The organism is Corynebacterium suranareeae, from assembly GCF_002355155.1.
GTDB lineage: Bacteria > Actinomycetota > Actinomycetes > Mycobacteriales > Mycobacteriaceae > Corynebacterium > Corynebacterium suranareeae.
In genome coordinates, this window is sequence record NZ_AP017369.1 from 2,937,895 (window position 1) to 2,963,602 (window position 25,708).

Consider the following 25,708-nt stretch of genomic DNA (forward strand, 5'->3'; position numbering starts at 1 on the left):
CCTAGAATCGCCCTGAAGAGCTCAATGAAGCCCCAACCATACAAAAGCTCTCCAACCCTTTAAATCGGCGTCTACAGCCAACTTATCTTTAATTCACCACCACCATCCACACTGCCACGAGGTGGACGATAGCGGCGATGATTGTAGCGAGGTGGAAGTGCTCGTGATATCCCATCCACTTAGCGTTTCTGCCAGGCCATTTAAATCCGTAGACCAATGCCCCAACGCTGTAGATGATGCCACCGGCGAAAAGCAGCCAGACCACGGTGTGGCCTGCCCCAGACCACAGTTGGGGTATTAGGGGAACAATCAACCAGCCAAGTACTAAATACACCAGCACGCCGAGCCATCGTGGGTGATTGATCCACACCATGTTCATGATCACGCTGGCAATGGCCCCAACCCACGCGATGCCAAGCATCCATAATGCGGTGCGCAGTTCCAGCACAATGAGACACAGCGGTGTATATGTAGCTGCAATAAATACAGCGATGGTTGAATGATCTGCTCTTCGCCACCACGCAACGGTGTGTAAACGGCGCCAAGGACCTCGGTGGTAGGCAGCTGATACAGAGAATAAACCCAGCATGGCCAATGCGTATATGGTGACGCCTAGCGCCTGCCACCACACTAATTCCATCCAGGCATAGGTGGATAGCACTGAGCCAGTCACGATGCTTAAGATTGCGGCAATTTGGTGAAAAAGTCCACGGGTGACCGGCCTTTCACCGCGATCAAAAACATACTTTGTCAAGGCGAGAAGTGGCTCATCTGAGCTGTCTTTTGTATCTTCTTCCCTGACGCTGTCCTCAATCAGCGGATCTGCGTCCATATATTCACGATCTTTAGACACGTCACGCTTCTTTCTTCCCTGATTTAACAGTTTCCAATGTAGTGGAAGAAACACAAAAACCGGGTTTCGCATGAACAAAACCCGGCTTTTAGTACAGAAATTTTATGCTACTACTGCGTTAGCTCCCACTGCGTGGCCAAAGGCCTCAGGCAAGGTGTTGGTCCAAGCTTCGCGAAGTTCTGCAACAGACACCTCGAATTCAACATCTGCACCCTTGACAGCGATGGTGGCTGAATCGTTGGTGCGTCCCAGCTTGAATACTGGAATACCCAACTCAGCTGCACGCTTTTCCAGCTCTTCGCCGCGGTTGGTGGCAACCACAATGCGAGAAGCTGACTCTGCAAACAGTGAGGTGAACAGGGATGGGTGGATCTGGCTAAGGTCCACATCCATGCCCTTATCAGCGTGGATGGCAAGCTCAGCCAAGGTCTGGCCCAGGCCACCTTCAGACAGATCGTGAGATGCTGCGAATAGGTCAGAACCTACAAAGAGTTCAGCCAAACGCTGCTCATTGGCAAGATCGACAACTGGTGGCAGGCCGTTTAGGCCAGCTCCAGAAACCTGCTGCCAAATGGATCCGCCGAATTCATCGAAGGTTTCACCCAGCAAGTACAGATCATTATCTTCAGCTGGTAAAACATTGCCGATGCTTTGTTCAACGTTGTCTAGGACACCAAGCACACCAACGACTGGGGTTGGCAGGATTGGTTCTTCACCGGTCTGGTTGTAGAAGGACACGTTGCCACCAGAAACTGGAATACCCAGCTGCTTGGAGCCGTCGGCAAGCCCATGGACTGCTTCCTTAAACTGCCACATCACGCCTGGGTTTTCTGGGGAACCAAAGTTCAGGCAGTTGGTGACAGCCACTGGGCGAGCACCGGTGGACACCACGTTGCGGTAAGCCTCAGCAAGGGCAAGCTGTGCACCAGTGTTTGGCTCAAGCTTGGTGTATCGGCCGGAGGCATCGGCGGAAATAGCAACGCCACGGTTGGTTTCTTCGTCGATACGCAAAACGCCGGCGTTGGCATTCTTAGCCTGCACCGTATTGCCGCGCACATAGCGGTCGTATTGCTCGGTGATGAATGCGCGAGATGCCAGCGCTGGTGAAGCGACAAGCTTCAGCCACGCATCCTTGATTTCTTCAGGATCGACTGGGCGGGCGATTTCGCCTTCTAGCTGCAGCTCATCCTGGTTGTCTGGGCGTGCAACTGGGCGGTTGTACACAGGTCCTTCATCAATGGTTGATGGAGGTGCATCGATAACAATTTCGCCGTTGTGGACCACCACGTAGCGGTCTTTTTCATCGGTGACTTCGCCGATTTCAGCGCAGGTAACATCCCACTTTGCACAGATCTCAAGGAAGCGCTCGACGTTTTCTGGGGTGACAACTGCGCACATGCGCTCCTGGGACTCGGAAGCCAGGATTTCAGCTGCGGACATGTTTTCTGCGCGCAGTGGAACGTTGTCGAGGTTAACACGCATGCCGCCGTCACCAGCTGCTGCCAACTCAGAGGTAGCACACGCTAGTCCGCCACCACCGAGGTCCTGAATACCGACCACAACACCTGCTTTGTACAGCTCCAGGCAGCACTCGATGAGAACCTTTTCTGCGAAAGGATCGCCAACCTGAACAGCTGGAAGCTTGCGCTCTTCGCCTTCTTCGAAGGAAGCAGAACCAAGAACAGACACGCCACCGATGCCATCAAGGCCGGTGCGGGAACCAAACAGGATCACCTTGTTGCCGGTACCAGAAGCAAACGCAAGCTTGAGGTCTTCGACCTTGAGGGTACCCACGCACAGTGCGTTGACCAGTGGGTTACCAGCATAGGAATCATCAAATACGGTCTCGCCGCCGATGTTTGGCAGACCAAGGCAGTTGCCGTAGTGGGAAATGCCATCAACCACACCTGGTAGTACGCGCTGGGTGTCTGGGTTATCCAGCGCACCGAAACGTAGCTGATCCATCACAGCGATTGGGCGTGCACCCATGGCCATGATGTCGCGGACGATGCCACCGATTCCGGTTGCAGCGCCCTGGTGTGGCTCCACGAAGGATGGGTGGTTGTGGGATTCCACGCGGAAGGTCACCGCATTGCCGTCTCCGATGTCCACAACGCCTGCGTTCTCGCCGATGCCGGCAAGAATCTTAGAGGCCATTTCCTCAGTGGTGGTTTCACCGAAGTAACGCAGGTGCACCTTGGAGGATTTGTAGGAGCAGTGCTCCGACCACATCACGGAGTACACGGTTAGTTCAGCATCGGTTGGGCGGCGACCAAGGATTTCCTTGATGCGTGCGTATTCGTCGTCTTTCAGGCCAAGAGCCTCATAAGGCTGATCCAGCTCTGGGGTCTTGATCGCGTCATCGACGGTGTCATTGACAAAAGTGCTCATATTTTCTCTGACTCCTCTTAAGCCGCGATGGTGCCAACGGCGGACAGGAACAGCTCCAGGCCATCAAGAGATGGGCCGGTTAGCTTTTCGACGGCATGTTCCGGGTGCGGCATCAAACCGACGACGCGACCAGTTTCATTGCTGATACCGGCGATGTCGTTGACGGAACCGTTGAAGTTATCGGTGTAGCGGAACACCACACGGCCTTCGCCCTCAAGCTGCGCGATGGTTTCAGCATCTGCTTGGAAGCGACCTTCACCGTGTTTTGCTGGAATGAGGATCTTTTGTCCCTTTTCCAAAGTATTGGTCCATGCGGTGGTGTTGTTTTCCACAGCCAAATGGGTATCCACGCAGTGGAAGTGCAGACCCTTGTTGCGGGTCAGTGCACCTGGCAAAAGGCGTGCCTCGGTAAGAATCTGGAAGCCATTGCAAATACCAAGTACTGGCATGCCTTTTCCGGCTTGCTCAATAACGGATTGCATGACAGGCGCTAGTGCAGAGATCGCACCGGTGCGCAGATAATCACCGTAGGAAAAACCTCCTGGGACGACAACAGCGTCGACGCCTTTGAGGTCTTCGTCGGCGTGCCACAGGCTGATTACTTCTGCACCCGCGATGCGTGCAGCACGAGCTGCATCCACATCATCGAGTGTGCCTGGGAAGGTAATTACACCGATTTTGGCGCTCACTTCGCGACCTCAACTCCCACCACATCGAAGTCCTCGATGACGGTGTTTGCGAGGAGGGTTTCAGCAATTTTCTTTAGGTCGGCTTCGGTGACGGAATCATCTACCTCAAGTTCAAAGCGCTTTCCCTGACGGACATCGGAAACGCCAGAAACTCCGATACGTCCGAGGGCGCGGTGTACCGCCTGCCCCTGGGGATCCAGAATCTCAGCCTTAGGCATGACATTGACAACTACACGGGCCACGGTATTTTCCCTTACTCAAGAAATGGGGACGACAATGTTTCCTGCACAAGTGTAATGGTTGACACTGGTCAAACCTAGCCAGCCCTTAGCGGGGGAGATTTTCTTCAATTGCCGCCACCACATCAGCAGCTAAAGGATCCACTCTCGGACCAAAACGCGTAATCGTATTACCTACTGTATCTACGAGGAATTTCTCAAAATTCCACTCAATGTCATCCCCACCCGTGGCCTGTTTTAGCACCTTATAAAGGGGGTGAGCACCTGCCCCATTAACCTCAGTTTTACTTAACAACGGGAAGGTGACGTTGTACTGATTTTGTGCAAAAGCACACACCTGCGCATCAGTTCCTGGCTCTTGTTCATTGAATTGATTACACGGCACACCGATCACGGAAAATCCTCGATCTTGATACTCCGCGTGAAGTTTCTGCAGACCCTCATACTGAGGCGTTAAACCACATTTGGAAGCCACATTGACAATCAGCAGTAGCTTTCCTTCCCAGTCCCGCATGGTGGTTTCTGTGCCGTCGGTCAACGTGACGTTGATGTCATGAATAGAAGTCATGATCGCAACCCTAGTTGAGGGGTGATAAGGCGCGCTGCTTTTAATTTTCAAGCACACGTTGCAACAGGCGATTTAAGGCATTGGAATCCTGGAATGAGCCTTTGTATATCCCAGGCTTACTTAGACGCTCAGAAGCGATTCTGGCAGGCCTTGTTTTTGGGGCCAGTGGTGCAGATGTGAAACCTGGAAGAATCCTGATCAAGGACTCACCACAAACAGGCCTCGAGGGGTATAAATCGGTCAAAAACTTGCACCGAGGAGGCCGTACAGTGAAAATCCCCACCACAAATCACTTAAAACGGCCGATTTGTGGTGGATTTTCGCACATTCTTTCGCCTAGCAGTTAAATCAACTATAGGGCAATTGCGCAGCAGCGTTGGAGTAGGTTTCCACCTGTGCACCCAAGTCCACAGCAGCCAATGCAGCTTCCCTAAAATCTGCTGCTACTTTAGGGTTCGTTAGGTTTCGAGCAGATGCAGATAACCGCACAGTATTTCCTTTTTCTGCCCCGCGTGTTACAGCCTTCATAACATTTTTGCGCCACCATTTAGCAGCACCAAACCCCTCACCCACCGATAGATTTCGGCAGCCTAGAAATTCACCGTTTTCAAGGTTGTGGAGCCCTTTGGTGGACGCAGCAGCTTTGAATGAAAACTCTGGAAGTACCGCAAAAGTACCTTCGGACATACGCCAGCGAGGTGGTGCGAAAATGTCACTGTCCATGCCAATTTTTTGCATTTGCCTAATAGCTCCAGTCAGCCGCAACCGTGCTTCGTGCTTTTCTAAGGTGGCAAATTCAGAACGGCGCCCCTGGACTGCTTGATCAAATCCGTTCAAGATCAGTTCGTGTCCACGTTCGCGTTGTTTTTCCAACCAGGTGAGTGTGTCTTTATCTTTTGCCAAACGCCACTCACCGTCGATTCTGGGTGCGACAAGTAGTGAGACCATGATGCCGTCGGCACGCAGGTTGGAAATCAGCCTGTTGGCCGCCGGTCTGGTCTGATCGAAAATACTAGAAACTGAAACAAGAAGACGGCCGGACATGCTTGGTATTGTCGCATGTCCGGCCGTTGTCGTCCTGTTGAAAAACTAGTTGGACTTAGTGGTCGTCGTCTTCCATTTCTACATATGGGTCTTTGCCATCTAGAACATCATGGACTTGTTTCATATCCACGGTGCCAGTCCACTTACCCACCAGCAGTGTTGCCACGGAGTTACCAGCGAAGTTGGTTAGTGCACGTGCTTCTGACATGAACTTATCGATACCAACGATGACATCCACTCCGTGCAGCAATTCTGGGCGGTGAGAGGATAGACCTGCAGCCAGGGTTGCGATACCCGCACCGGAGACACCCGCAGCACCCTTAGAAGCGATGATCATGAAGACCAGCAGACCGATCTGCTCACCAAGGCTCATGGGCATATTCATTGCATCGGCAATAAAGATCGACGCCATGGTCAGGTAGATTGCTGTGCCATCCAGGTTGAAGGAGTAGCCGGTTGGGACCACGATGCCAACGGTTGGCTTTGCCACACCGATGTGCTCCATCTTGCGCATCAAGTTTGGCAGTGCGGACTCGGAGGAAGAAGTTGCAAAAATCAGCAGGAATTCCTTGGCCAAGTAACGCAGCAGCTTGAAAATGTTCACACCGGTGAAGACCTTGAGCACTGCACCCAAGACACCGAAGATGAAGATCACGCAAGTGACGTAGAAGGCAAGGATCAAGATACCCAGTTGGATAACTGCATCGAAACCGGTTTCACCAACAACACCAGCCATAGCGCCAAAAGCACCGACTGGAGCAAGCCACAAGATCCAGTTCAGGATCTTAAAAATTAGCTTCTGCAGGTGGGATACAAAATCCAGGATTGGCTGTCCTTTAGGACCCATGGACTGTGCAGCAAAACCCACAAGGATTGCAATGAACAGCACCTGAAGCACTGAACCTGCGGTGAATGCAGAGAAGAACGTATCAGGAATGATGGAGTGGATGAAGCCTAAAAGTCCTTCTGGGCTGCCCTCGGTGGCTGCGAAGGCAGATTCCTCATCAACCGGGATATTTAGTCCACTACCTGGCTGGACGAAGTTACCAACAAGCAGGCCGATTGCCAGTGCAAACGTGGACATGGTGATGAAGTATGCAAGGGCGATACCACCGGCACGTCCCACGGTTGCAGCTGCTTTAACTGAACCGATACCGATAACGATGGTGCAGAAAATCACCGGAGCGATGATCATCTTGATCAAGGACACGAACATGGTGCCCAAAATCTTGAGCTCTTTACCTAGCTCTGGGGAAATAAGACCTACGGCAATGCCGCCGATCAATGCGATGATGACGGCGATGTAGAGCCAGTGGGTGCGATCTTTTTTAGGTGGCTTTTGAACTTTAATGTGTTCGTTTTTAACTTCAACACTTGATGATTCGTTATGTGAATCCATGAAGTCGTCCTCTCTGACCTTTTGGGGAAACGCCAAAAGCGGTCAGATTTCTTTGACCGTTAATCAGCGTGGAGTGGGTTTGCCAACAAACATTTAATAGCTACCTGCTGACAATTCTGGAAAATTATGCAAAGGTTTGCCCAATCATGCAAAAAGCAGATTTTATGACCCCCTCACACGGCATACGTAATACCTTTTTTCGTCGCACGTCAGAACGTGAAATATGCCCCAAAAACCCCGATTTGAAACCCCTTGCCCAAAATGAAAAAATCACCCCCGTTTTCACAGTCGGAGGTGATTTAAGGTTCGATAGACGAACAAGCTTTATTCAATAATTCCGGTCGCCTGATTAATCAACCAACCGTATTCAAACGCCGTCTCACGCCATTTTTCATAACGGCCAGAAACTCCACCGTGCCCGGCAACCATTTCCGTTTTCAACAAGAAGTCTCCACCAGTTGCCGTAGCTCGCAGCTGTGCCACCCATTTAGCAGGCTCTACGTACAGCACGCGGGTGTCATTAAGTGATGTCACCGCCAAAATATTTGGATACTTCTTGGCTTCGATATTTTCATATGGCGCATAGGATGCCATGTATTCATAGACTTGCTTGTCGTCAAGCGGATTGCCCCATTCATCCCATTCGATCACCGTTAGTGGGAGTTCTGGCATCAACATGGAAGTCAACGGATCCACAAAAGGAACGTTTGCTTCAATTGCCTTGAAACGATCGCCAGCCATATTGGCTATTGCGCCCATGAGCATGCCACCGGCAGAACCACCTTCAGCTACCAACATCTCTGGGGCAGAAATCTTCTGTTCAATCAGGGCATCTGCCACATCAATGAAGTCGGTGAAAGTGTTCTTCTTCGTGGTGGTTTTACCGTTGTCATACCAGCCACGACCCATCTCACCACCACCGCGAACGTGGGCGATGGCAAAGATCATGCCGCGATCCATCAACGATAAACGCGCAATGGAAAAACCTGGATCGATAGACGATTCATAAGATCCATAGCCATACAACAACGCAGGGTTTGGCGCGGTGACATCAAGGTCTGCGCGGTGCACCAAAGATACAGGGATCTGCGCGCCATCCTTGGCGGTCACCCACAACCGGGATGCCACATAATCTTGCGGATTATATCCACCAAGCACCTCCTGCTGCTTCAGCAACGTACGCTCGCCTGATTCAATCCAATAGTTATACAGCTGGGCTGGGGTAGTAAACGATCCATACGATAAACGGATCACCGGGGCATCCCACTCAGGATTGCCGCCAGAAGCAACGGTGTAAATTTCCTCATCAAATTCAAGCTGCTGGAATTCGCCGAAGGTGCCGTCGACAAGCTTCATGACCGCAACCTGCCCAATGGCGCCGGACCTGTAGCCCAGGATGATGAAATCGCGATACGTATCGACGCCCTCAATGCGCACATCATCCTTGTGCGCGACCAGCGGCGTCAGCGCGCTCAAAGAATTTAGCTTATCGACGCCACCCCACCCCACCGAAAAGTTCGGCCCCTCGGCGTTATGCGTGACCAACCAAATATCGGAGCCATCAACAACCGCATGGTCAACGTCATATTCCACACCCTCAACACGCGGAATCAACACCTGCGGGGTGCCTTCTGGATCATCAAAGGCCAACACCCGAACCTCAGAGGTGATCTTGGATGCGCAACCAAAAAGGATGAATTTTTCTGAACGCGTGGTTCCAACCCAGGTGGAATAGCGCTCATCGGGCTCGTGGTAGACCAAGACATCGTCCTCAACAGGCGTACCTACCTTGTGTCGCCACACCGTATCCGGACGCCAAGCATCATCAACGCGCTGATAAAAGAGGTACTCCTCCCCCACCCACGTAGCGCCGTAAAAAATACCAGTCAATGTATCCGGCAACAGCTCGCCAGTTGTCAGATCCTTAATCCGCAGCGTGAAACGCTCATCACCTGTGACATCAGTGGAATACGCAAGATACCGGCCAGAGGTAGTCACAGAAGAAGCACCCATGGAGAAAAACTCATGGCCTTCTGCCAACTCATTGGCATCCATGATGATGGTTTCCCCTTCAGCGGGCTCGCCTTCAGGAATCACAGGCGGAGTCCACGCATCGGAGCCTTCTGCTACCGGAATCCGGCAGGAATAACCGTAGCTTTTGCCTTCTTCAGTTCGCGAGTAATACCAATACTTGCCAGCACGAACCGGAATAGACATATCGGTTTCTTTAACGCGAGACTTGATCTCTTCATAGATATTGTCGCGCAACGTAGCAAGATGCTCAGTCTCCTGCTTAGTAAACGCATTTTCTGCCTCAAGGTAATCCAAAGTTTCTTGAGATTCTTTATCCCGAAGCCATTCATAGTTATCTACGAAATCAATACCGTGGTGGGTTCGGGTAATCGGATGGATTGGTGCTTGTGGCGGGGTAAGGCGTTTAGACATAAGCCCCGATCTTAGTCACGCCAACTATCCGCATGCTGCTGTGTTCGCCATTGGCGACATTTCGCAGTAACTCCCTTTTGGAGACGCAAGCATTTATCGCCTGTTTAAAGCCTTCAAATTTCTTGCATGAACATTTGTATGGATAGGGCTTAGAAAACCGCTTAGAAACGCTTCTGGGGAGGTATGACTTTTACACGTTGGGTTCAACATTCGGACCCGACCAAACCAGGAGACCCAGAATCTTAGAAAACCCGAATGTTGGGTCTCCCAGTTTGGTACCTAGCGCGACACACCAAACCAGGAGACCCACAAACGTCAAAAACGCGATTTCTGGGTCTCCTGGTTTGGTCTAGCCCTACTTCAGTGCCAAACGGGGCAGTGTTAGACGCAGGATCCAATCCACTGGCAAAACTTCTTCTCAGAGATCAATTCATAGGCTTCGATATAGCGCTCACGGGTTGCTTCAACCACAGAGCCAGGTAGCGCTGGTGGTTCCATGCCGGAATCTTTATCCCAACCAGATTTAGGGCCGGTCAACCAATTGCGTACAAACTGCTTATCAAAACTTGGTTGCACAGAACCTGCCTCATAGCCTTCTACAGGCCAGTAGCGGGAAGAATCTGGGGTTAAGACTTCATCGCCAAGAACTAACGTGCCGTCTTCATCAATGCCGAACTCAAATTTGGTGTCAGCAAGGATCACACCGCGCTCGCGAGCGATTTCTGCAGCAGCAGTGTAGATGGCGATGGAGGCATCGCGAAGCTGGTTAGCCCGGGTTTCGCCCAGGCGTTCCTCCACAACATCGAAAGATACGTTGATGTCATGATCTCCAATATCAGCCTTGGTGGCCGGAGTGAAGATAGGTTCAGGCAGCTTAGATGCTTCAACTAAACCTTCTGGAAGTTCCACGCCACACACAGAACTTGTCTGCTTGTATTCCGCAAGACCAGAACCAGTGAGGTAGCCGCGTACAACGCATTCAAATGGGAGCATGTTGAGCTTCTTACACACCATTGCTCGTCCCAGCACTTCTTCTGGGATGCGGGGGTCATCTGCGGGGCCCGCGAGGTGGTTGGGGAAATCAATGGTGTCGAAGAAGAACTGGCTCATCGCAGTGAGCACTCGACCCTTGTCTGGAATTTCCGTGTCGAGGATGAAATCGTATGCCGAGATACGATCAGAAGCCACCATGAGGATGTGTTTGTCATCGATCTCATAGATCTCACGGACCTTGCCTGCCGACAGGTGCTTGTACTGGGAGAGTTCAGGACGCATGATAGGCAAGTCTAGACCCCTAAGGTGTGTTCGGAAAATTATGGGACATACGGGCAAGAATCCTTAGCTTTGTGGCATGAGGGCAAACGCGCGAAATGGTTCCGCGAAGAGATTAAGGAAAGCTTAAGGATTGACAGGTACTGCACAGGTGTAAAAACGCAAAAAAGACGGACACTCGCTCATGGAGAGTGTCCGTGCTTTTCAGGCTCCTTGAAGCTAACTAAATGTTAGCCAGGGACCTAGGCTGCGATCTCAAAGGATCGCTAGCGACTAGGAAGAAGCGTTCTGGATGGTGTCGAAGACGCCCTGTGCACCGTTGAATACGGAGCCAACGAGGCCCTGGATGCCGTCGAAGATGGACTGGAAAATATCGAAGATCGCCTGCATTATGATCTCACTTTCTTGTGTTCGCCAGGCTCTTGCTGCCTGACTGGGATGACTCAAGTGTGACCCATAACGCCGGTCGGTTGCAACCCCATCGTGAAAAACAGCGCCATTTTTGAACACCGTTTAATAAGTGTCATTTAGATACCTTTAAGGGCAGCGCAATTTTATTCATCGGAAAAATTTTATGAAAATTTTTTTAAAAATTGCCACTTTTGATCGATTCCGAGGCTTAAAATGTCATTTTTTAGACACCTAAAAGTCATCTAATTGCTTCCACTCGGGCGTTCCAAAAGCGTCCCAAAGCGTTCCAAAAAGACCCGAAACCAAAAAATGGGGCCGCGAAGGCCCCATTTTTCTCGTTTCAACCTTTAAAGAATCTCACCTGGGCGGTAGTCAGCTGCGCCGGGGTGGGCGTCGACAAGCGCCTGAATACGATCTAGTACGCGGGAAACTTGTGATTCTGCAGCACCGATAAACGCATGACGGTCTGCAAGAGCGGCCTCGAGGTCGGCTTCAGTCATTGGAAGGCGCTCATCAGCGGCGAGGCGCTGGATAAGGTCCTGGTCACCGCCGTTTTCACGCATGTTGAGGGCAACGGCAACAGCGTTTTCCTTGATTACTTCGTGGGCGGTTTCGCGGCCGACACCTGCGCGAACAGCTGCCATGAGGATTCGGGTGGTTGCCAGGAATGGCAGGTAACGCTCAAGTTCGCGCTCGATCATGGCAGGGAACGCACCGAATTCATCCAGGACTGTCAGGAAGGTTTCAAACATTCCGTCAATGGCGAAGAATGCATCTGGCAGGGCAACGCGGCGGATCACGGAGCAGAAGACATCGCCTTCGTTCCACTGTTGGCCGGAGAGATCCGCAACCATGGTGAGGTATCCGCGGAGAATCACCTGCAGACCGCCGACGCGCTCACAGGAACGAGCATTCATTTTATGCGGCATTGCAGAGGAACCAACCTGGCCCTCTTTGAATCCTTCGGTGACTGTTTCAGTGCCGGCCATCAATCGAATGGTGTGGGACAGTGAGGATGGTCCTGCACCAAGTTGAACTAGAGCAGAGACTGCGTCGAAGTCGAGGGAACGTGGGTAGACCTGACCAACGGAATCAAAAACGCGATCAAAGCCAAGGTGCGCTGCGATGCGGGTTTCCAGATCAGAAAGCCGCGCTTCATCGCCATCCATCAAATCAAGCATGTCTTGTGCCGTGCCCATTGGGCCTTTGATGCCACGAAGTGGGTAACGGTTAAGAAGCTCGGACACACGCTCGAGTGCCACAAGCATTTCATCAGCAGCAGTGGCAAAACGCTTACCCAAAGTTGTTGCCTGAGCTGCCACGTTGTGGGAACGTCCAGCCATGACCAAGCTTTGGTACTGCGCTGCGCGGGAGCCGATAGCAGCTACAACCGCGATGCCTTTGTTGCGAACAAGCTCGAGTGAACGGTGGATCTGCAGCTGCTCAACATTTTCAGTGAGATCACGAGAGGTCATGCCCTTGTGGATGTGCTCATGTCCAGCCAACGCATTGAATTCCTCGATGCGTGCTTTGACATCGTGGCGGGTCACGCGCTCACGATCAGCAATACTTGCCAAATCAACCTGGTCGATCACTGCTTCATAAGCTTCAATTGCTTTTGCAGGGATCTCCACACCCAGGTCTTTTTGGGCTTTCATCACGGCGATCCAGAGCTGGCGCTCCATGATGATTTTTTCTTCCGCACTCCACAGGTTAGAAAGTTCCGCGGAGGCGTAACGGTTCGACAGGACATTTGCGATCTTCTTTTTATCAGCCACGCAAATTATTATTCCTCACGAACCGAAACTAACCTAGTCGCACCTATTTATTAATGAATTCACCGATTCTGCGCACACCTTCAAGGGTGTTTTCCTTGGATGCACACAAACTCAAACGCACCCATTTGTGGCCTTCCTCCGGGTCAAAATCAACTCCCGGCGCGACCGCCACACCCGCCTGATCAAGCAAGTCCAGCGCCCACTTTTCAGAATCATCAGTGTAGTCAGAGACATCCACCCACAAATACAGGCCGCCATCCGGGTCGGCGAAAGTGCCCAGCCCGATTTCAGGAAGCTTGTCGACGAACACCTCCCGCGCCTCGCGGTACGCTTCCACGTGCTCATCCAGTTCGGCCTCAGCTTCCAAGGTGAACGCTGCGCGTCCTGCGGCCTGCCCAATGGCAGGTGCACACAAAGCTAAAGATGCCTGCAAGTTTTCAATCGGTGTGATCAGCTCATCAGGAACGATGATCCAACCCACACGCCAACCTGTCATGGAGAAGTATTTGGACAAAGTGCCAACCACGATGGCGTTTTTGGAAAACTGATGTGCAGTTGCCAACGGACGCCCAAAGCTCATGCCGTGGTAATCCTCATCAGAGATTAAAACTGCATCATTGTCGTCGCACCACTTGGCAATGCGCTCTAGTTCTTCCGGGTCAATGATGGTGCCGGTGGGGTTTCCAGGGCTGGTCACGATGACAGCCTTTGGTTTGTGTGGAAGTTCTTCCAACATCTGCGCTGTGGGCTGGAAACGAGTTTCTGCAGTGCACCGCAGGTTTAGTACCTTCGCACCTAAAGATTCCAAAATATTGCGGTACGCCGGGTAACCAGGGGCAGGCATTGCCACATAATCGCCATGATCCAAGGTGGCGATAAACGATGCCACAAACCCACCTGAAGAACCGGTGGTGACAATAACATTGTCCGCGTTGGTGTCTACGCCATACGTAGCAGAGTGCCAATCGGCGATGCGTTCACGAAATTCTCGATCACCAATGACCTCGGTGTATCCCAAAGGACCTGAGCGAAGTGCGATCTCTGCTTCTTCAATTACAGCTTCTGGCGCACCAGTTGAAGGCTGGCCAGCGCAGAACATAATGGTGTCTTTGCCTTCGCGCCTGCGACGGTGGACTCGGTCCAACATCTGCATGACGCGAAACGGCTGAACATTGCTTCTAGTGCTTGGCTTCATAGAAGATAAGCCTATCTGCGTACTGCTATTAGATCGAGATACGACCCTCTAAAGCAGCCAAAGCGATATCACTTCGGTAGTGGCTTCCCTCAAGTTCAATGTCCTTGATGGTGGTGTATGCGTTATCGCGTGCAGCTTCCAGGGTCTCACCGACACCGATCACGTTGAGCACACGGCCACCTGCAGAGACCAATTCACCTTCAGCATTAAGTGCAGTACCTGCATGAAGTACATTGTCTGCTTCAGCGTTGCGGATGACATCACCAGTACGAGGTGACTCTGGGTAGTTGTAGGACGCCAACACCACGGTCAGTGCATATGCATCTTCCCACTCCAAGGTTGGCTGCTGCGCCAACGTTCCAGTAGCAACCGCGTTGAGCAAAACTGCCAATGGGGTCTTGAGCAGTGCAAGAACAGCCTGGGTTTCTGGGTCACCAAAGCGGCAGTTGAATTCCACCACTGCAGGGCCTTCTGCACCCCATGCGATACCTGCATAAAGCAGACCGGAGTACGCGCAACCACGCGCCACCATCTCACGAGCAACAGGAACACAGACCTCATCGACAATGCGCTGCACGCCATCTTCAGGCAACCAAGGAAGCGGAGCGTATGCACCCATGCCACCAGTGTTTGGTCCCTCATCGTTGTCATACGCACGCTTGTGGTCTTGAGCTGGAAGAAGAGGAACCACAGTCTCACCATCAACCAGGCAGAACAAGGAAACCTCAGGGCCATCAAGGAAAGATTCCAAAAGGACTGGGTTGCCGCCCTCTAGCACTGCATCCACGTGAGCGCGCGCTGCTTCACGATCAGGAGTGACAACAACACCCTTACCGGCAGCCAAACCATCATCTTTAACAACCCACGTTGGACCGAAACGATCAAGTGCTGCATCAATATCGTCAGAGCTCGCACCAGGAGTAATGGCCTCAGCATGTGCAGTGCGCACACCTTGCGCTGCCATCACATCCTTAGCGAAAGCCTTGGATCCTTCGATACGAGCCGCATCCTTGTTTGGACCAAACACAGCGATACCCGCTGCACGAAGTGCATCAGCAACACCTGCCACCAACGGAATCTCTGGGCCGATAACAACCAAATCAGAGTTCAATTCCTTAGCCAACGAGGTAACAGCCTCAGGATCATCAGCCTTAATGCCAGGGTGGACAGTTGCGATCGATCCAAGACCCGCGTTACCTGGGGCAACGTGAAGTTCTGTAGTTGCAGGGTCAGTTGAAAGTCCACGGAGGAGGGCGTGCTCACGGGCGCCCGAGCCGATTACCAGAATGCGCATGGTTGCATAGTTTATCCTGCAAAACTTGGTCCAAGCCATTCCAGTATTCTTGGCCGATTGAAAAGGGTTGAAAGTGGCGTCGAAAAGCGCCTTCAAATAGCTGGTTTACCTGCAATATTCTTGCCTGAACGAATTTCAGGTAGGCGAAGTAGTAGTCTGTGCATATGGCTTCTGTATTCACGAAAATCATTAATGGCGAACTCCCCGGCCGATTTGTTTATCGATCTGAAAATGTCGTGGCTTTCCTTTCCATCGAGCCACTGACCTACGGCCACACTCTGGTCGTTCCCGTTGCAGAAGTTGATCGCTGGACCGACCTTCCCCAAGACATTTGGAGTGAAGTTAATGAAGCATCCCAGCTCATCGGAAACGCAATCCGCGAGGCTTTCGACGCTCCTCGCTGCGGCTACATCATCGCAGGATTTGATGTTCCACATACCCACATCCACCTCTTCCCCACCGACAAAATGGCCGATTACGATTTCCGCAACGCCATGGCTGCTGATGCTACTGACCCAGCCAAGATGGATGAAGCTGCAGAAAAGATCCGCGAAGCGCTGGACGGTCTGGTCTAGTTTCTTAGTATTTACACTTTTCAAGCCCACCCCTTTTTAGTTTTTGGGGTGGGCTTTTTTAAAAACCAGCACAGGCGACCAAAGGAGCTTGAGGAGTTCTGGTTTTTGGTCAAATATGACGGTTTCTCAGGCTTGAAACCAGCACAGGTGACCAAAAGCAGGTCTGGAAAAGCACTTCTTGGTCGTATGCGCTGGTATCACCTTGATCCCGCTCAAAATTTCACCTCGGGCCTAAATAGATTTAACACCCCTGAATAAGAACTGCGGTGTTGACTCATGCCCTGGCGAGAGACCAAAACGTTGATCAAGTTCCGCTAAGCCTTCAATAGGTGTCACCGTGACGTCCCTCAGGCCTGCGTTGTGGAAAAGTTCCGCGAAATTTTGGCCACTAGACGTTGTGGACATGGGTAGTTTCTGCAAAAGTTCCGGGGTGTAGGTCTCTACAAACGCTCCCGGACCATCGACAGAATCAACCTCAGTACCGGCATCAATTCCTTCCGGATACCATGCGGCATCTACACACGCGATAACTCCGCCTGGTTTTAGCAACGACACCCAACGATTAATCGCAGCTTGAGGATCCAATAGCGTCCACAACACATACCGGCTGGTTATCGCATCAAAGGAACCTTCCGGGAATGCAGGGTCATGTGCATCACCGATATGGAATGTGGCAGTTGCCTTGCCTGCCTGTGCACGACGTTCATTTTCCTGCTTGGCTTGGTTAATCATTTCCTCAGAACCATCAACACCGATGGCCTTAAATCCGCAATCGCTGAGAAGGTGGGTGACATAACCAGAACCGCAGCCCAGATCGAGAACTTGTACTGCATCTTCTTTCACATCAGGTAAAGCCCCTGACCACACAGCCTCCCAAATCGGCCGTTCAAATCGAGCGCGCTCACTTTGAGTTTGGTTGAGGTGATATGCCTGCGCCCTGCCACTCCAATAATTGTTGAGGATGTTTTGTAATTCAGGTGATGTCACGGATTCTTGGCCTACTTCTGTCATTCGCTTGTGCTGTGCATCCCAGCCTAGACCTGATAGACGGTACGCTATGCAGGCCAACGTTGGTTTTCAGCAATCGCCTTTTAAAGGCCCTGTGAGGGGTTGAAGATTTCAGATGGGTATTTACATTACTTGTGGTCTGCGAGGGCGTTACACGCCAATCTGTGAGGTCACTTTTCTAGCGGCAATCTTTAAGTTTTGTTTCTCACTTCATCTAGAGACCAAAGCAGCTTATGCAAAGCAGATTCTTGGTCAAATATGGCGGTTTCCAGACGAGCAAACTTGATCTGGCGACCAAAAGCCCTGGAATCCCCTTTGGCTTTGGTCGTAGGCGCTGGTTTTAAGAGACTGCACCCAACCACAGAAGGCCAAAAGACCAATCAGGCGTGCCAAGACTTCTTAGTTAAGGAAATCTTGACACGCCTATTCAAAGATGCGCGATGCAGCTCAGGCGATTACTCCACCCGGGGCAACGTAATGGTGAACACTGTGCCTTCGCCAGGTGTGCTGTCCACAACTACGGTGCCGCCGTGGCCTTCTACCAGGGATTTAGTAATCGCAAGGCCAAGACCTGATCCACCAGATGCTCTAGATCGGGAGGAATCGGCGCGGTAGAAACGTTCGAAAATGTGCTCGGCATCTTCTGGTGACATTCCGACACCGTTGTCTGCGACGAGGATTTTCACATTGGTTTCATCAGCATTGATCTCAATGTTAACTTCTGCGTCTGGTCCACCGTGGTTTAGGCCATTGGCTACCAGGTTGGTGAGTACTTGGTGCAGACGCGTTGGGTCACCTTCAACAACTGGGATGAAATCTGCTTTGTTTGCCACATTTACTGCACGATCTGGCCACGCTGCACGCATTGAGCCGCGTACTGCCAAAGCTAGTTCGAGTACGTCAACGCGGTGTTTTTCCATTTGTTGGCCTTCGGCACGGGTGAGGGATAGAAGGTCTTCCACCAACACGCTCATGCGTTGGGCTTCGCCACCAATTTTGGACATCACCCACTTGGCATCATCGGTTGCACCTGAAGAATACAACTCGGTGAAGCCCTTGACAGAGGTGAGTGGTGTGCGCAGTTCGTGGGAGGCATCGCCAACAAAGCGTCTCATCTGGGCTTCTTTTTGTTGCGCGGAAAGAATCGAGGCTTGGAGTTGTTCCAACATCACGTTAAGTGCATTGGCTAGTTGTCCCACTTCTGTGGTCATTGGCCACTGCGGAACACGCCTGTCCAAATCACCGCCAGCAATCCTCGAGGCTGTCTCCTCTACTTCCCGAAGCGGCTTCAACGATCGTCTGACCAGGAAGAACGACGTTATTAGGATGGCAACCAAAATTAACGCACCGATGATCATCTGCACCATCACGAGTCGGTACAGCAGGTTTGTTTCACGCCCCATGCTTTTACCCACCACGGTGATGATATCGCCGTTTTTCTCCGCCATAACACGCCATGGCGTGTTGGACGTAGATCCATCGGCTGCAGCTACCGTGTGGGGGCCGGTACCAATGGTGGTTTCTCCGAGGTCAGGTGCTGATTGCGCATCGTTGAAGATGATGCTGGATCCGTCAGGAAAAACCTTGGCCACGTAGTAGTCACTGGGCGGGCCTTGGCGGACACCATCGAAGTTGAATAGTTCAACATTGCGGGCCCACGTCCCCATGGATGATTCAAGTTCTTGGTCCATGCGGGTATATGACACTTCACGCATGAGGCTTGAAACGGCAACCGCATTGACCAACAAACCAAGCCCTGCGATACCCACCACGATCAAAATGATGCGCGTGCGCAGTGGAACGGCTCTGCCTACAGCTCTGACAGGCCCGATTTCGGGTTCTTTTTCTACGCCAACTTCTTTTTCTTCTTGCTCAAGCGCAGCGACATAAGGATTTTCCATAAGAAACTTTAGCTACGTGGGGTACGCAGAACGTATCCAACTCCACGCACAGTTTGGATCAGTTGCGGATCCTGGGTATCTACCTTGCGGCGCAGGTAGGAGATGTAGGATTCCACGACGTTGCCGTCGCCACCGAAATCGTAGTGCCATACGTTGTCCAAGATTTTGGCCTTGGAAAGCACAACTTCAGCGTTCAGCATGAGGTAGCGCAGGAGGTTGAATTCGGTTGGGGAAAGATCCACCAATTCGCCTGCCTTGGTGACCTCGTGGGTTTCATCATTGAGGGTGAGGTCAGCGTACTGCAAGGAAGTTGAGGTGTCTTCTTCCACAGCTCCGCCACGACGCAGGATAACGCGCAGACGAGTGATTACTTCTTCCAGGGAGAACGGCTTGGTCACGTAGTCGTCGGCGCCGATGGTCAGGCCGTGGATGCGGTGTTCCACTGCGTCTTTTGCGGTGAGGTACAGAACTGGGCTGTCGAGGCCTTCGCTGCGTAGCTTGGTGAGCAGCTCAAAACCATCCATGCCTGGCATCATCACGTCAAGGATGTAGGCATCTGGGCGGAATTCACGGGCAATCTTGAGTGCTTCGTTGCCGTCATTTGCGGTCATGACGGAAAAGCCCTGGAATTTCAGGCTTACGGTGAGCAGTTCAACGATGTTTGGCTCATCATCAACGACGAGTACGCGGATTTGGCCATCAGACTGGTTGTCCATTTTCATCTCTTCCATAGAGGTCCGTTAGAGGAACGATTAACTTCCAACCAGTGAACACCCTTGAACTTCAGCACCGCTGACTAGTAACTGTGAATGTACTGAGAGAGTTGAAATGGAGGTTTATTCCCATTCAACGTTTTCCAGGTCAACGCCTTCTACCTGGGCTAATGCTTCAACCAACGTTAAAAGATATTCAGCTTGCCCACGGTAAGTTTCATTAAAACGTTCGTCGTCCACATACATTCTGGCCAAAATAACTTGCTTGCTTGGGCTTACGGTGTACCACTGCCCAATGCTTGCGCGGTGCGCAAGCACAAGCTCGTTGCCCTCTGGGGAGCCGGGCGCAATATGGCGGCGGGAGGCGTCGATAAGCTTTTCGACGAACCCCTCATGCTCATCTTTCACCCTCTGGAAATCCTCTTTTGTCATCCGCTCTTGGATTTTTTGGGATTCCGCCCACTCGGGCGTATCACCCCAGCGCTGGAAGGCTTCCTCTTCGTACTTGGGCAAGTCTTCGCCGAAGATCTCAATTTTGTCTTTCACGCTCATCGCATCCTTTCTAAGGATCTCATCGACTGCTCGGACCATCCGATGCAGCTGACCGATCTGTTCCACCAGGAGTTCCCGCTGGCGACGCATGTGCCCACTAGCTGAATCTGGCTGATCAAGCACCGCCGCGATATCCTTCAACGCAATTCCAGCAGCTTTGTAGATAAGTATCTGCAGGCCGCGTTCGACATCGTCTTCTGTGTAGAGGCGATAGTCCGTTGTGGTTCGCCAGCTCGGCTGAAGCAACCCGATGTCATCCCAGTGCCGCAAGGTGCGGGTGGTGACTCCGAGTAGTTCAGCAGCCTCGCCAATGGTTCGATCTGTCATGGTTTTGATTTAAATCCTTGACGTCGCGTGAAGGTCAAGAGCTCTCTAGGAATTTTTACCTCGGGCCGCTACCTTCCATGCTTCAAGTGTTCCATCTGTGGCACGAACGTAAACCTCATCCACTAAATTAATCACGGTGCAGGCATGGTTGGGCACGACCTGCAGTTGATCGCCAATTTCTGGCAGTTCTACATCTTCAGGCCAAAAAATAGTTGCGTGGTGCTCCGATAAAGCAGACACCCTCGCATCTGGTTGCCCAAGCACAAAACCATGACTATCCATCCAGGCCGGCTTATCGGTGCTTAAAATCTTCGAACCAGCATCCAGAATCACCCGTCGGTCTGCCACATTTCGGCTCACCACCGTAGATAACACGGTCATGGAAACCTGATCTTCAGTGCATGCCCCTGATGTGATCTGCTGGGAATCTTTAAACACATAAACCCCTGGTCGCATCTCATCAATTGCACCGGTGAACTGCGCAGATGGCGAGGATCCTCCAGAAGTCAGGCCACCACCAAGGCGTTCAACACTTGTCTGCAGTGCCTGGAGTTCATCAGCTGCCGCCTGCTTGGCATTTCCTGGACCATAAGAATGCCCAGGAAAGGTGAACACTCCGATATACCTGCTGCCCAGCGCCTCACGAATCTGAGTCAAAGCCTCCGATGATGGAGTCACACCACTTCGGCGATGACCTGAATCCACCTCGATCAACGCTTTGATGTCTTCGCGCAATCCGGCCGCTGCACGGGCCATCTCTACAGAATCCACACCAATGCGAATCTCCCCGGCCAGTGCATTGAGTCGTTCAATCGCTCGCTTCGACAGATACACCGGGTAGGAAATAAAGATGTCTGTGAAACCAGCTTCAGCAAAGACCTCTGCTTCACCGATGGTGGCACACGTTATTCCACGAGCACCCGCATCAATCTGCATCTGTGCGATTTCGGGAATTTTGTGCGTTTTCACATGCCGTCGAATTGCCACGCCATGAGCTGCCGCATGAGTCGCCATAGCAGCAATATTGGCATCCAGGCGCTCACGGTCAATGACAACAGCAGGGGTATCAATCATCATGGAGTTGGAATATTCCTTAGGTTCGAGCGGGCGAGATCAAGCATGGCACCCACTCCGCCTCCGAATACTGTTCGGGTTGCGGCTTTACTGAATCCCATGATTTGTTCCCAGGTAATTGTTGGTGGGATCGAAAGTGCATTTGGATCAGTCACGATATCAATCACCACAGGACCAGGATAGGCCAGGGCTTCGGCCAGCTGTTTACGCACCTTCTTTGGATCTGTGATTCGAACTGACTTGATGCCCACCGCCGCTGCGATATCTGCGAAATTCACTTCCTCATGGTCTGTGCCAAATTCTGGTTGGCCTTCCACGAGCATTTCCAGTTTCACCATGCCCAAAGAGCTGTTGTTAAACACCACGGCCTTCAACGGCAGATCATGTAGTTTAACGGTCAGCAACTCACCCAACAGCATGCCTAAACCACCGTCACCGCACATGGCGATTACTTGGCGATCCCGATTCGCGCTTTGCGCGCCGATTGCATGTGGCAACGCATTAGCCATCGTGCCGTGCCTAAAAGATCCCACGAAGTCGCGGGTACCTTCCGGGTTTTCGATATAACGCGCATGCCACACATTGCACATGCCGGTATCCACGGTAAATACGGCGTCGTTATCTGCTAGCTCGTTCAAAATAGAGGCAACGTATTCAGGGTGGATAGGCACCTGCTTTTCGACGTTACGTGTGTAGGCCTCCACCACCGAACTCAGCTTGCGCTCGTGCTCCTTGAGCATGCGATCCAGGAATAAGCGATCGGTCTTTTCTTCTAGATGCGGCAAAATATTTTCAATGGTTGCAGCAACATCACCTGTCACCGGGTATTTCACCGTGGTGCGTCGACCAATATGTGCACCATTGATATCAACTTGAGCCACATTGTCTTTTGGAAGGAAATCTGAATACGGGAAGTCCGTGCCCAGCAGAATAAGAAGGTCAGCTTCATTGGAGGCATCAACGCATGCGCCATAACCTAAAAGGCCAGACATTCCGACATCAAAAGGGTTTTCATGTTGGATGTATTGCTTGCCACCCAACGCATGTCCAATCGGTGCTTTGATTTTCTGTGCTAATTCCAGCACCTGTGCACGGGCATTCTTCACACCCGCACCGCAAAACAGCGTGACCGTTTTTGCGCTGTTAATTGCTTCAACCAACGCTGCTGCTTCGGTGGGATCGGGGAAGACAACTGGGGTGGCGCAAGAAATAGTGGAATTGGCATAGGTGCCGTCACCAGCATCCTCTTTGGCAATGTCACCAGGAATAACAACCACTGATACCCCATTGCCCGCCATGGTGGATTGGATGGCATGGTGCACAATGCGTTCACCTTGCTCACCGCTGTTGACCATTTCGCAGTAACCAGAGCATTCCTTGAACAGAATTTCTGGGTGTGTTTCTTGGAAGAAGGTTGAGCCAATTTGCACACTTGGGATGTGGCTGGCGATTGCCAACACCTTTGCGCCATTTCGGTGCGAATCATAAAGTCCTTGAATCAGGTGAGTATTTCCAGGACCACACGATGCTGCACACACCGCTAATTCTCCGGTGGTTAATGATTCTGCGCCAGCTGCAAACGCTGCTGCTTCCTCATTTCGAACATGCACCCACTCAATATCTGATTGGCGGACGGCATCCACGATGGGATTCAGACTGTCACCAACCAAACCATAAATTCTTTTCACACCTTGAGCCTCCAAGGTGTCGATTAATTGTTCTGCGAAGCTGTGTGCCATCTCAAACTCCTCAACGTTATGGCGATTGTGTTGCCTAACTTGGTGTGGCCTCGATTGTGCTCTTCAAAACTCGTTACTGCCACGTTTCACCTATCTACCTGGGAGTATTTGAAACGACGGCGGCCTTCTCGCGCGATCGGGAGGTCATTGCGGCAGTGTCTTAAAACACCACAGCCACAGTTGAAACTATACCGACCATTCGTTACAGTTACGATTCATGACTTCAGAAGTTTTACAGGCACACACGCCTACAAAGACCCAACGTTGGGCTTTCCTCGCCGTTATCAGCGGCGGACTCTTTCTGATCGGTGTAGACAACTCAATTCTCTACACCGCACTTCCCCTACTCCGAGAACAACTAGAAGCCACAGAAACCCAAGCTCTGTGGATCATCAATGCATATCCCTTGCTCATGGCGGGCCTACTTTTAGGTACTGGCACCTTAGGTGACAAGATCGGCCACCGCCGGATGTTCCTCATGGGGTTGAGCATCTTCGGTATTGCATCACTGGCGGCAGCTTTTGCACCGACAGCATGGGCTCTTGTTGCAGCAAGGGCATTCCTTGGCATTGGTGCTGCCACGATGATGCCTGCCACATTGGCGTTGATTCGCATTACGTTTGAAGATGAACGCGAGCGCAACACCGCGATTGGTATTTGGGGTTCTGTAGCAATTGTTGGTGCGGCAGCAGGCCCAATTATTGGCGGCACGCTATTGGAGTTCTTCTGGTGGGGATCGGTATTCCTCATTAACGTTCCCGTTGCTGCTGTCGCGTTGATCGCAACGATCATGGTGGCTCCAGCCAATATCGCAAATCCGTCCAAGCACTGGGATTTCTTATCGTCGTTCTATGCGCTGCTCACGCTTGGGGGTTTGATCCTTACTATCAAGGAGGCCGTAAATACTGCACGTCATATGCCGCTGCTTGTCGGTGCCATCATCTTGCTTATCGTCGGCGCCATCCTGTTCAACCGCAGACAAAAGCTCATCAAAGAGCCTCTCCTGGATATCTCACTGTTCCGCAACCGTCTGTTCTTAGGTGGCGTGGTTGCTGCCGGCATGGCGATGTTTACGGTTTCTGGACTGGAGATGACCACATCACAACGCTTCCAGCTCTCTGTGGGATTCACCCCATTGGAAGCTGGTTTGTTGATGATCCCCGCAGCTCTGGGCAGCTTCCCCATGTCCATTATTGGCGGCGCAAACCTGCATCGTTGGGGCTTTAAGCCATTGATCAGTGGTGGTTTTGCTGCCACCGCCATTGGCATCGCATTGTGCATTTGGGGTGCAACGCATACGGATGGCCTGCCGTTTTTCATCGCGGGACTGTTCTTCATGGGCGCGGGCGCTGGATCGGTCATGTCGGTGTCCTCGACGGCTATCATCGGCTCCGCGCCAGTGCGCAAAGCAGGCATGGCTTCTTCCATCGAAGAGGTGTCCTATGAGTTCGGTACGCTGTTGTCAGTGGCGATCCTGGGTAGCTTGTTCCCCTTGTTCTACTCGCTGCATGCACCAGCAGAGGTTGCCGATAATTTCTCTGCAGGCGTCCACCACGCAGTTTATGGCGATGCGGCGCGGGCTTCTTTGGACACCGCCTACATTAATGTGTTGATCATTGCCCTAGTATGCGCGGTAGCGGCCTCGTTGATCAGTGGCTATCTTTTCCGCGGCAATCCAAAGGGAGCGAACAATGCGCACTAGCAAAAAAGAGATGATCCTGCGCACCGCCATCGAGTACATCGGCACGCGCAGCCTGGAAACACTCAGCTATGACACGCTCGCCGAAGCAACGGGGCTCTCAAAATCGGGTTTGATTTATCATTTCCCCAGCCGCCACGCGCTGCTTTTAGGCATGCACGAGCTGCTTGCCGACGACTGGGACAAGGAATTGCGCGCCATAGCCCGCGACCCAGAGGATCCACTTGAGCGACTGCGCGCCGTCGTGGTTACGCTCACCGAAAACGTTTCGCGCTCCGAGCTGCTTTTGCTTATCGACGCCCCCTCCCACCCCGATTTTCTCAACGCCTGGCGCACCGTCAACCACCAATGGATCCCCAACACTGACGATCTAGAAAACGACGCCCACAAACGTGCCGTTTATTTAGTACAACTTGCAGCCGATGGCCTCTTTGTTCACGATTACATTCACGATGACGTCCTCAGCCACGCCCAACGTCAAGCAATGCTGGAAACAATTCTCGATCTGATCCCCAGCCAAGAATAGTTTTCTCCCCTAAAGT

Annotated in this window: 21 protein-coding genes; 3 read left to right on the forward strand and 18 right to left on the reverse strand. The window is 52.0% G+C overall.

What is annotated here, in order from left to right; genetic code table 11:
- Positions 1-88: 88 nt before the first annotated feature.
- From trhA to purD, 12 genes are all read right to left on the reverse strand, one after another.
- Complete coding sequence (gene trhA / locus N24_RS13580; protein WP_096458167.1) at positions 89-853, reverse strand: PAQR family membrane homeostasis protein TrhA; 765 nt, start codon at positions 851-853, stop codon at positions 89-91.
- A gap of 102 nt (positions 854-955) precedes the next feature.
- A complete protein-coding gene (gene purL, locus N24_RS13585) occupies positions 956-3,244 on the reverse strand; it encodes a phosphoribosylformylglycinamidine synthase subunit PurL (RefSeq protein WP_096458170.1) in 2,289 nt (762 codons plus the stop codon).
- Positions 3,245-3,261: 17 nt separating this feature from the next.
- Positions 3,262-3,933, reverse strand: a complete 672-nt coding sequence (gene purQ, locus N24_RS13590; protein WP_096458173.1) for a phosphoribosylformylglycinamidine synthase subunit PurQ — start codon at positions 3,931-3,933, stop codon at positions 3,262-3,264.
- A complete protein-coding gene (gene purS, locus N24_RS13595) occupies positions 3,930-4,175 on the reverse strand; it encodes a phosphoribosylformylglycinamidine synthase subunit PurS (protein WP_003854010.1) in 246 nt (81 codons plus the stop codon). The genes purQ and purS overlap by 4 nt, the downstream gene beginning before the upstream one ends.
- An 85-nt stretch (positions 4,176-4,260) precedes the next feature.
- Positions 4,261-4,740: a glutathione peroxidase gene (locus tag N24_RS13600; protein WP_096458176.1), complete on the reverse strand. Its 480-nt coding sequence runs from the start codon at positions 4,738-4,740 to the stop codon at positions 4,261-4,263.
- Positions 4,741-5,088: 348 nt separating this feature from the next.
- A complete protein-coding gene (locus N24_RS13605) occupies positions 5,089-5,784 on the reverse strand; it encodes a DUF2334 domain-containing protein (protein ID WP_096458179.1) in 696 nt (231 codons plus the stop codon).
- Between the two features lie 55 nt (positions 5,785-5,839).
- Positions 5,840-7,183, reverse strand: a complete 1,344-nt coding sequence (locus N24_RS13610; protein ID WP_096458182.1) for a cation:dicarboxylate symporter family transporter — start codon at positions 7,181-7,183, stop codon at positions 5,840-5,842.
- Positions 7,184-7,507: 324 nt separating this feature from the next.
- Entirely contained in the window at positions 7,508-9,628 is a 2,121-nt protein-coding gene (locus N24_RS13615; RefSeq protein ID WP_096458185.1) for a S9 family peptidase, read from the reverse strand.
- A gap of 381 nt (positions 9,629-10,009) precedes the next feature.
- Positions 10,010-10,903: a phosphoribosylaminoimidazolesuccinocarboxamide synthase gene (locus tag N24_RS13620; RefSeq protein WP_096458188.1), complete on the reverse strand. Its 894-nt coding sequence runs from the start codon at positions 10,901-10,903 to the stop codon at positions 10,010-10,012.
- Between the two features lie 755 nt (positions 10,904-11,658).
- Positions 11,659-13,098: an adenylosuccinate lyase gene (purB, locus tag N24_RS13625; RefSeq protein ID WP_197702441.1), complete on the reverse strand. Its 1,440-nt coding sequence runs from the start codon at positions 13,096-13,098 to the stop codon at positions 11,659-11,661.
- Between the two features lie 34 nt (positions 13,099-13,132).
- Positions 13,133-14,242 carry a pyridoxal phosphate-dependent aminotransferase gene (locus N24_RS13630; protein WP_096460228.1) on the reverse strand — a complete coding sequence of 370 codons (1,110 nt, stop codon included), beginning with the start codon at positions 14,240-14,242 and terminating at the stop codon, positions 13,133-13,135.
- A 70-nt stretch (positions 14,243-14,312) separates the two neighbouring features.
- On the reverse strand, positions 14,313-15,578 hold the full coding sequence (gene purD / locus N24_RS13635) for a phosphoribosylamine--glycine ligase (protein WP_096458194.1): 1,266 nt from the start codon (positions 15,576-15,578) through the stop codon (positions 14,313-14,315).
- Between the two features lie 164 nt (positions 15,579-15,742).
- Between purD and N24_RS13640 the strand changes: the two genes are divergently transcribed.
- Complete coding sequence (locus N24_RS13640) at positions 15,743-16,153, forward strand: HIT family protein (protein ID WP_096458197.1); 411 nt, start codon at positions 15,743-15,745, stop codon at positions 16,151-16,153.
- Positions 16,154-16,384: 231 nt separating this feature from the next.
- Here the strand turns inward: N24_RS13640 and N24_RS13645 are convergent, their stop codons facing one another.
- From N24_RS13645 to N24_RS13670, 6 genes are all read right to left on the reverse strand, one after another.
- Complete coding sequence (locus N24_RS13645; protein WP_231911022.1) at positions 16,385-17,164, reverse strand: class I SAM-dependent methyltransferase; 780 nt, start codon at positions 17,162-17,164, stop codon at positions 16,385-16,387.
- Between the two features lie 452 nt (positions 17,165-17,616).
- Positions 17,617-19,062: a sensor histidine kinase gene (locus N24_RS13650; protein ID WP_096458200.1), complete on the reverse strand. Its 1,446-nt coding sequence runs from the start codon at positions 19,060-19,062 to the stop codon at positions 17,617-17,619.
- A gap of 8 nt (positions 19,063-19,070) precedes the next feature.
- Positions 19,071-19,778: a response regulator transcription factor gene (locus N24_RS13655; RefSeq protein ID WP_096458205.1), complete on the reverse strand. Its 708-nt coding sequence runs from the start codon at positions 19,776-19,778 to the stop codon at positions 19,071-19,073.
- A gap of 120 nt (positions 19,779-19,898) precedes the next feature.
- Positions 19,899-20,654: a MerR family transcriptional regulator gene (locus tag N24_RS13660; protein WP_096458208.1), complete on the reverse strand. Its 756-nt coding sequence runs from the start codon at positions 20,652-20,654 to the stop codon at positions 19,899-19,901.
- Between the two features lie 45 nt (positions 20,655-20,699).
- Positions 20,700-21,731 (reverse strand): alanine racemase, encoded by a 1,032-nt coding sequence (locus N24_RS13665; RefSeq protein ID WP_096458211.1) that lies wholly within the window; start codon positions 21,729-21,731, stop codon positions 20,700-20,702.
- On the reverse strand, positions 21,728-23,467 hold the full coding sequence (locus N24_RS13670) for a pyruvate dehydrogenase (protein ID WP_096458214.1): 1,740 nt from the start codon (positions 23,465-23,467) through the stop codon (positions 21,728-21,730). Before N24_RS13670 ends, N24_RS13665 begins: the two co-directional genes overlap by 4 nt.
- Before the next feature lie 217 nt (positions 23,468-23,684).
- On the opposite strand from N24_RS13670, the gene N24_RS13675 reads away from it, so the two are divergent.
- Together N24_RS13675 and N24_RS13680 are read left to right on the forward strand one after the other, a co-directional pair.
- A complete protein-coding gene (locus N24_RS13675; RefSeq protein ID WP_096458217.1) occupies positions 23,685-25,169 on the forward strand; it encodes an MFS transporter in 1,485 nt (494 codons plus the stop codon).
- Positions 25,159-25,692 carry a TetR/AcrR family transcriptional regulator gene (locus N24_RS13680; RefSeq protein ID WP_096458220.1) on the forward strand — a complete coding sequence of 178 codons (534 nt, stop codon included), beginning with the start codon at positions 25,159-25,161 and terminating at the stop codon, positions 25,690-25,692. The genes N24_RS13675 and N24_RS13680 overlap by 11 nt, the downstream gene beginning before the upstream one ends.
- Positions 25,693-25,708: the final 16 nt, after the last annotated feature.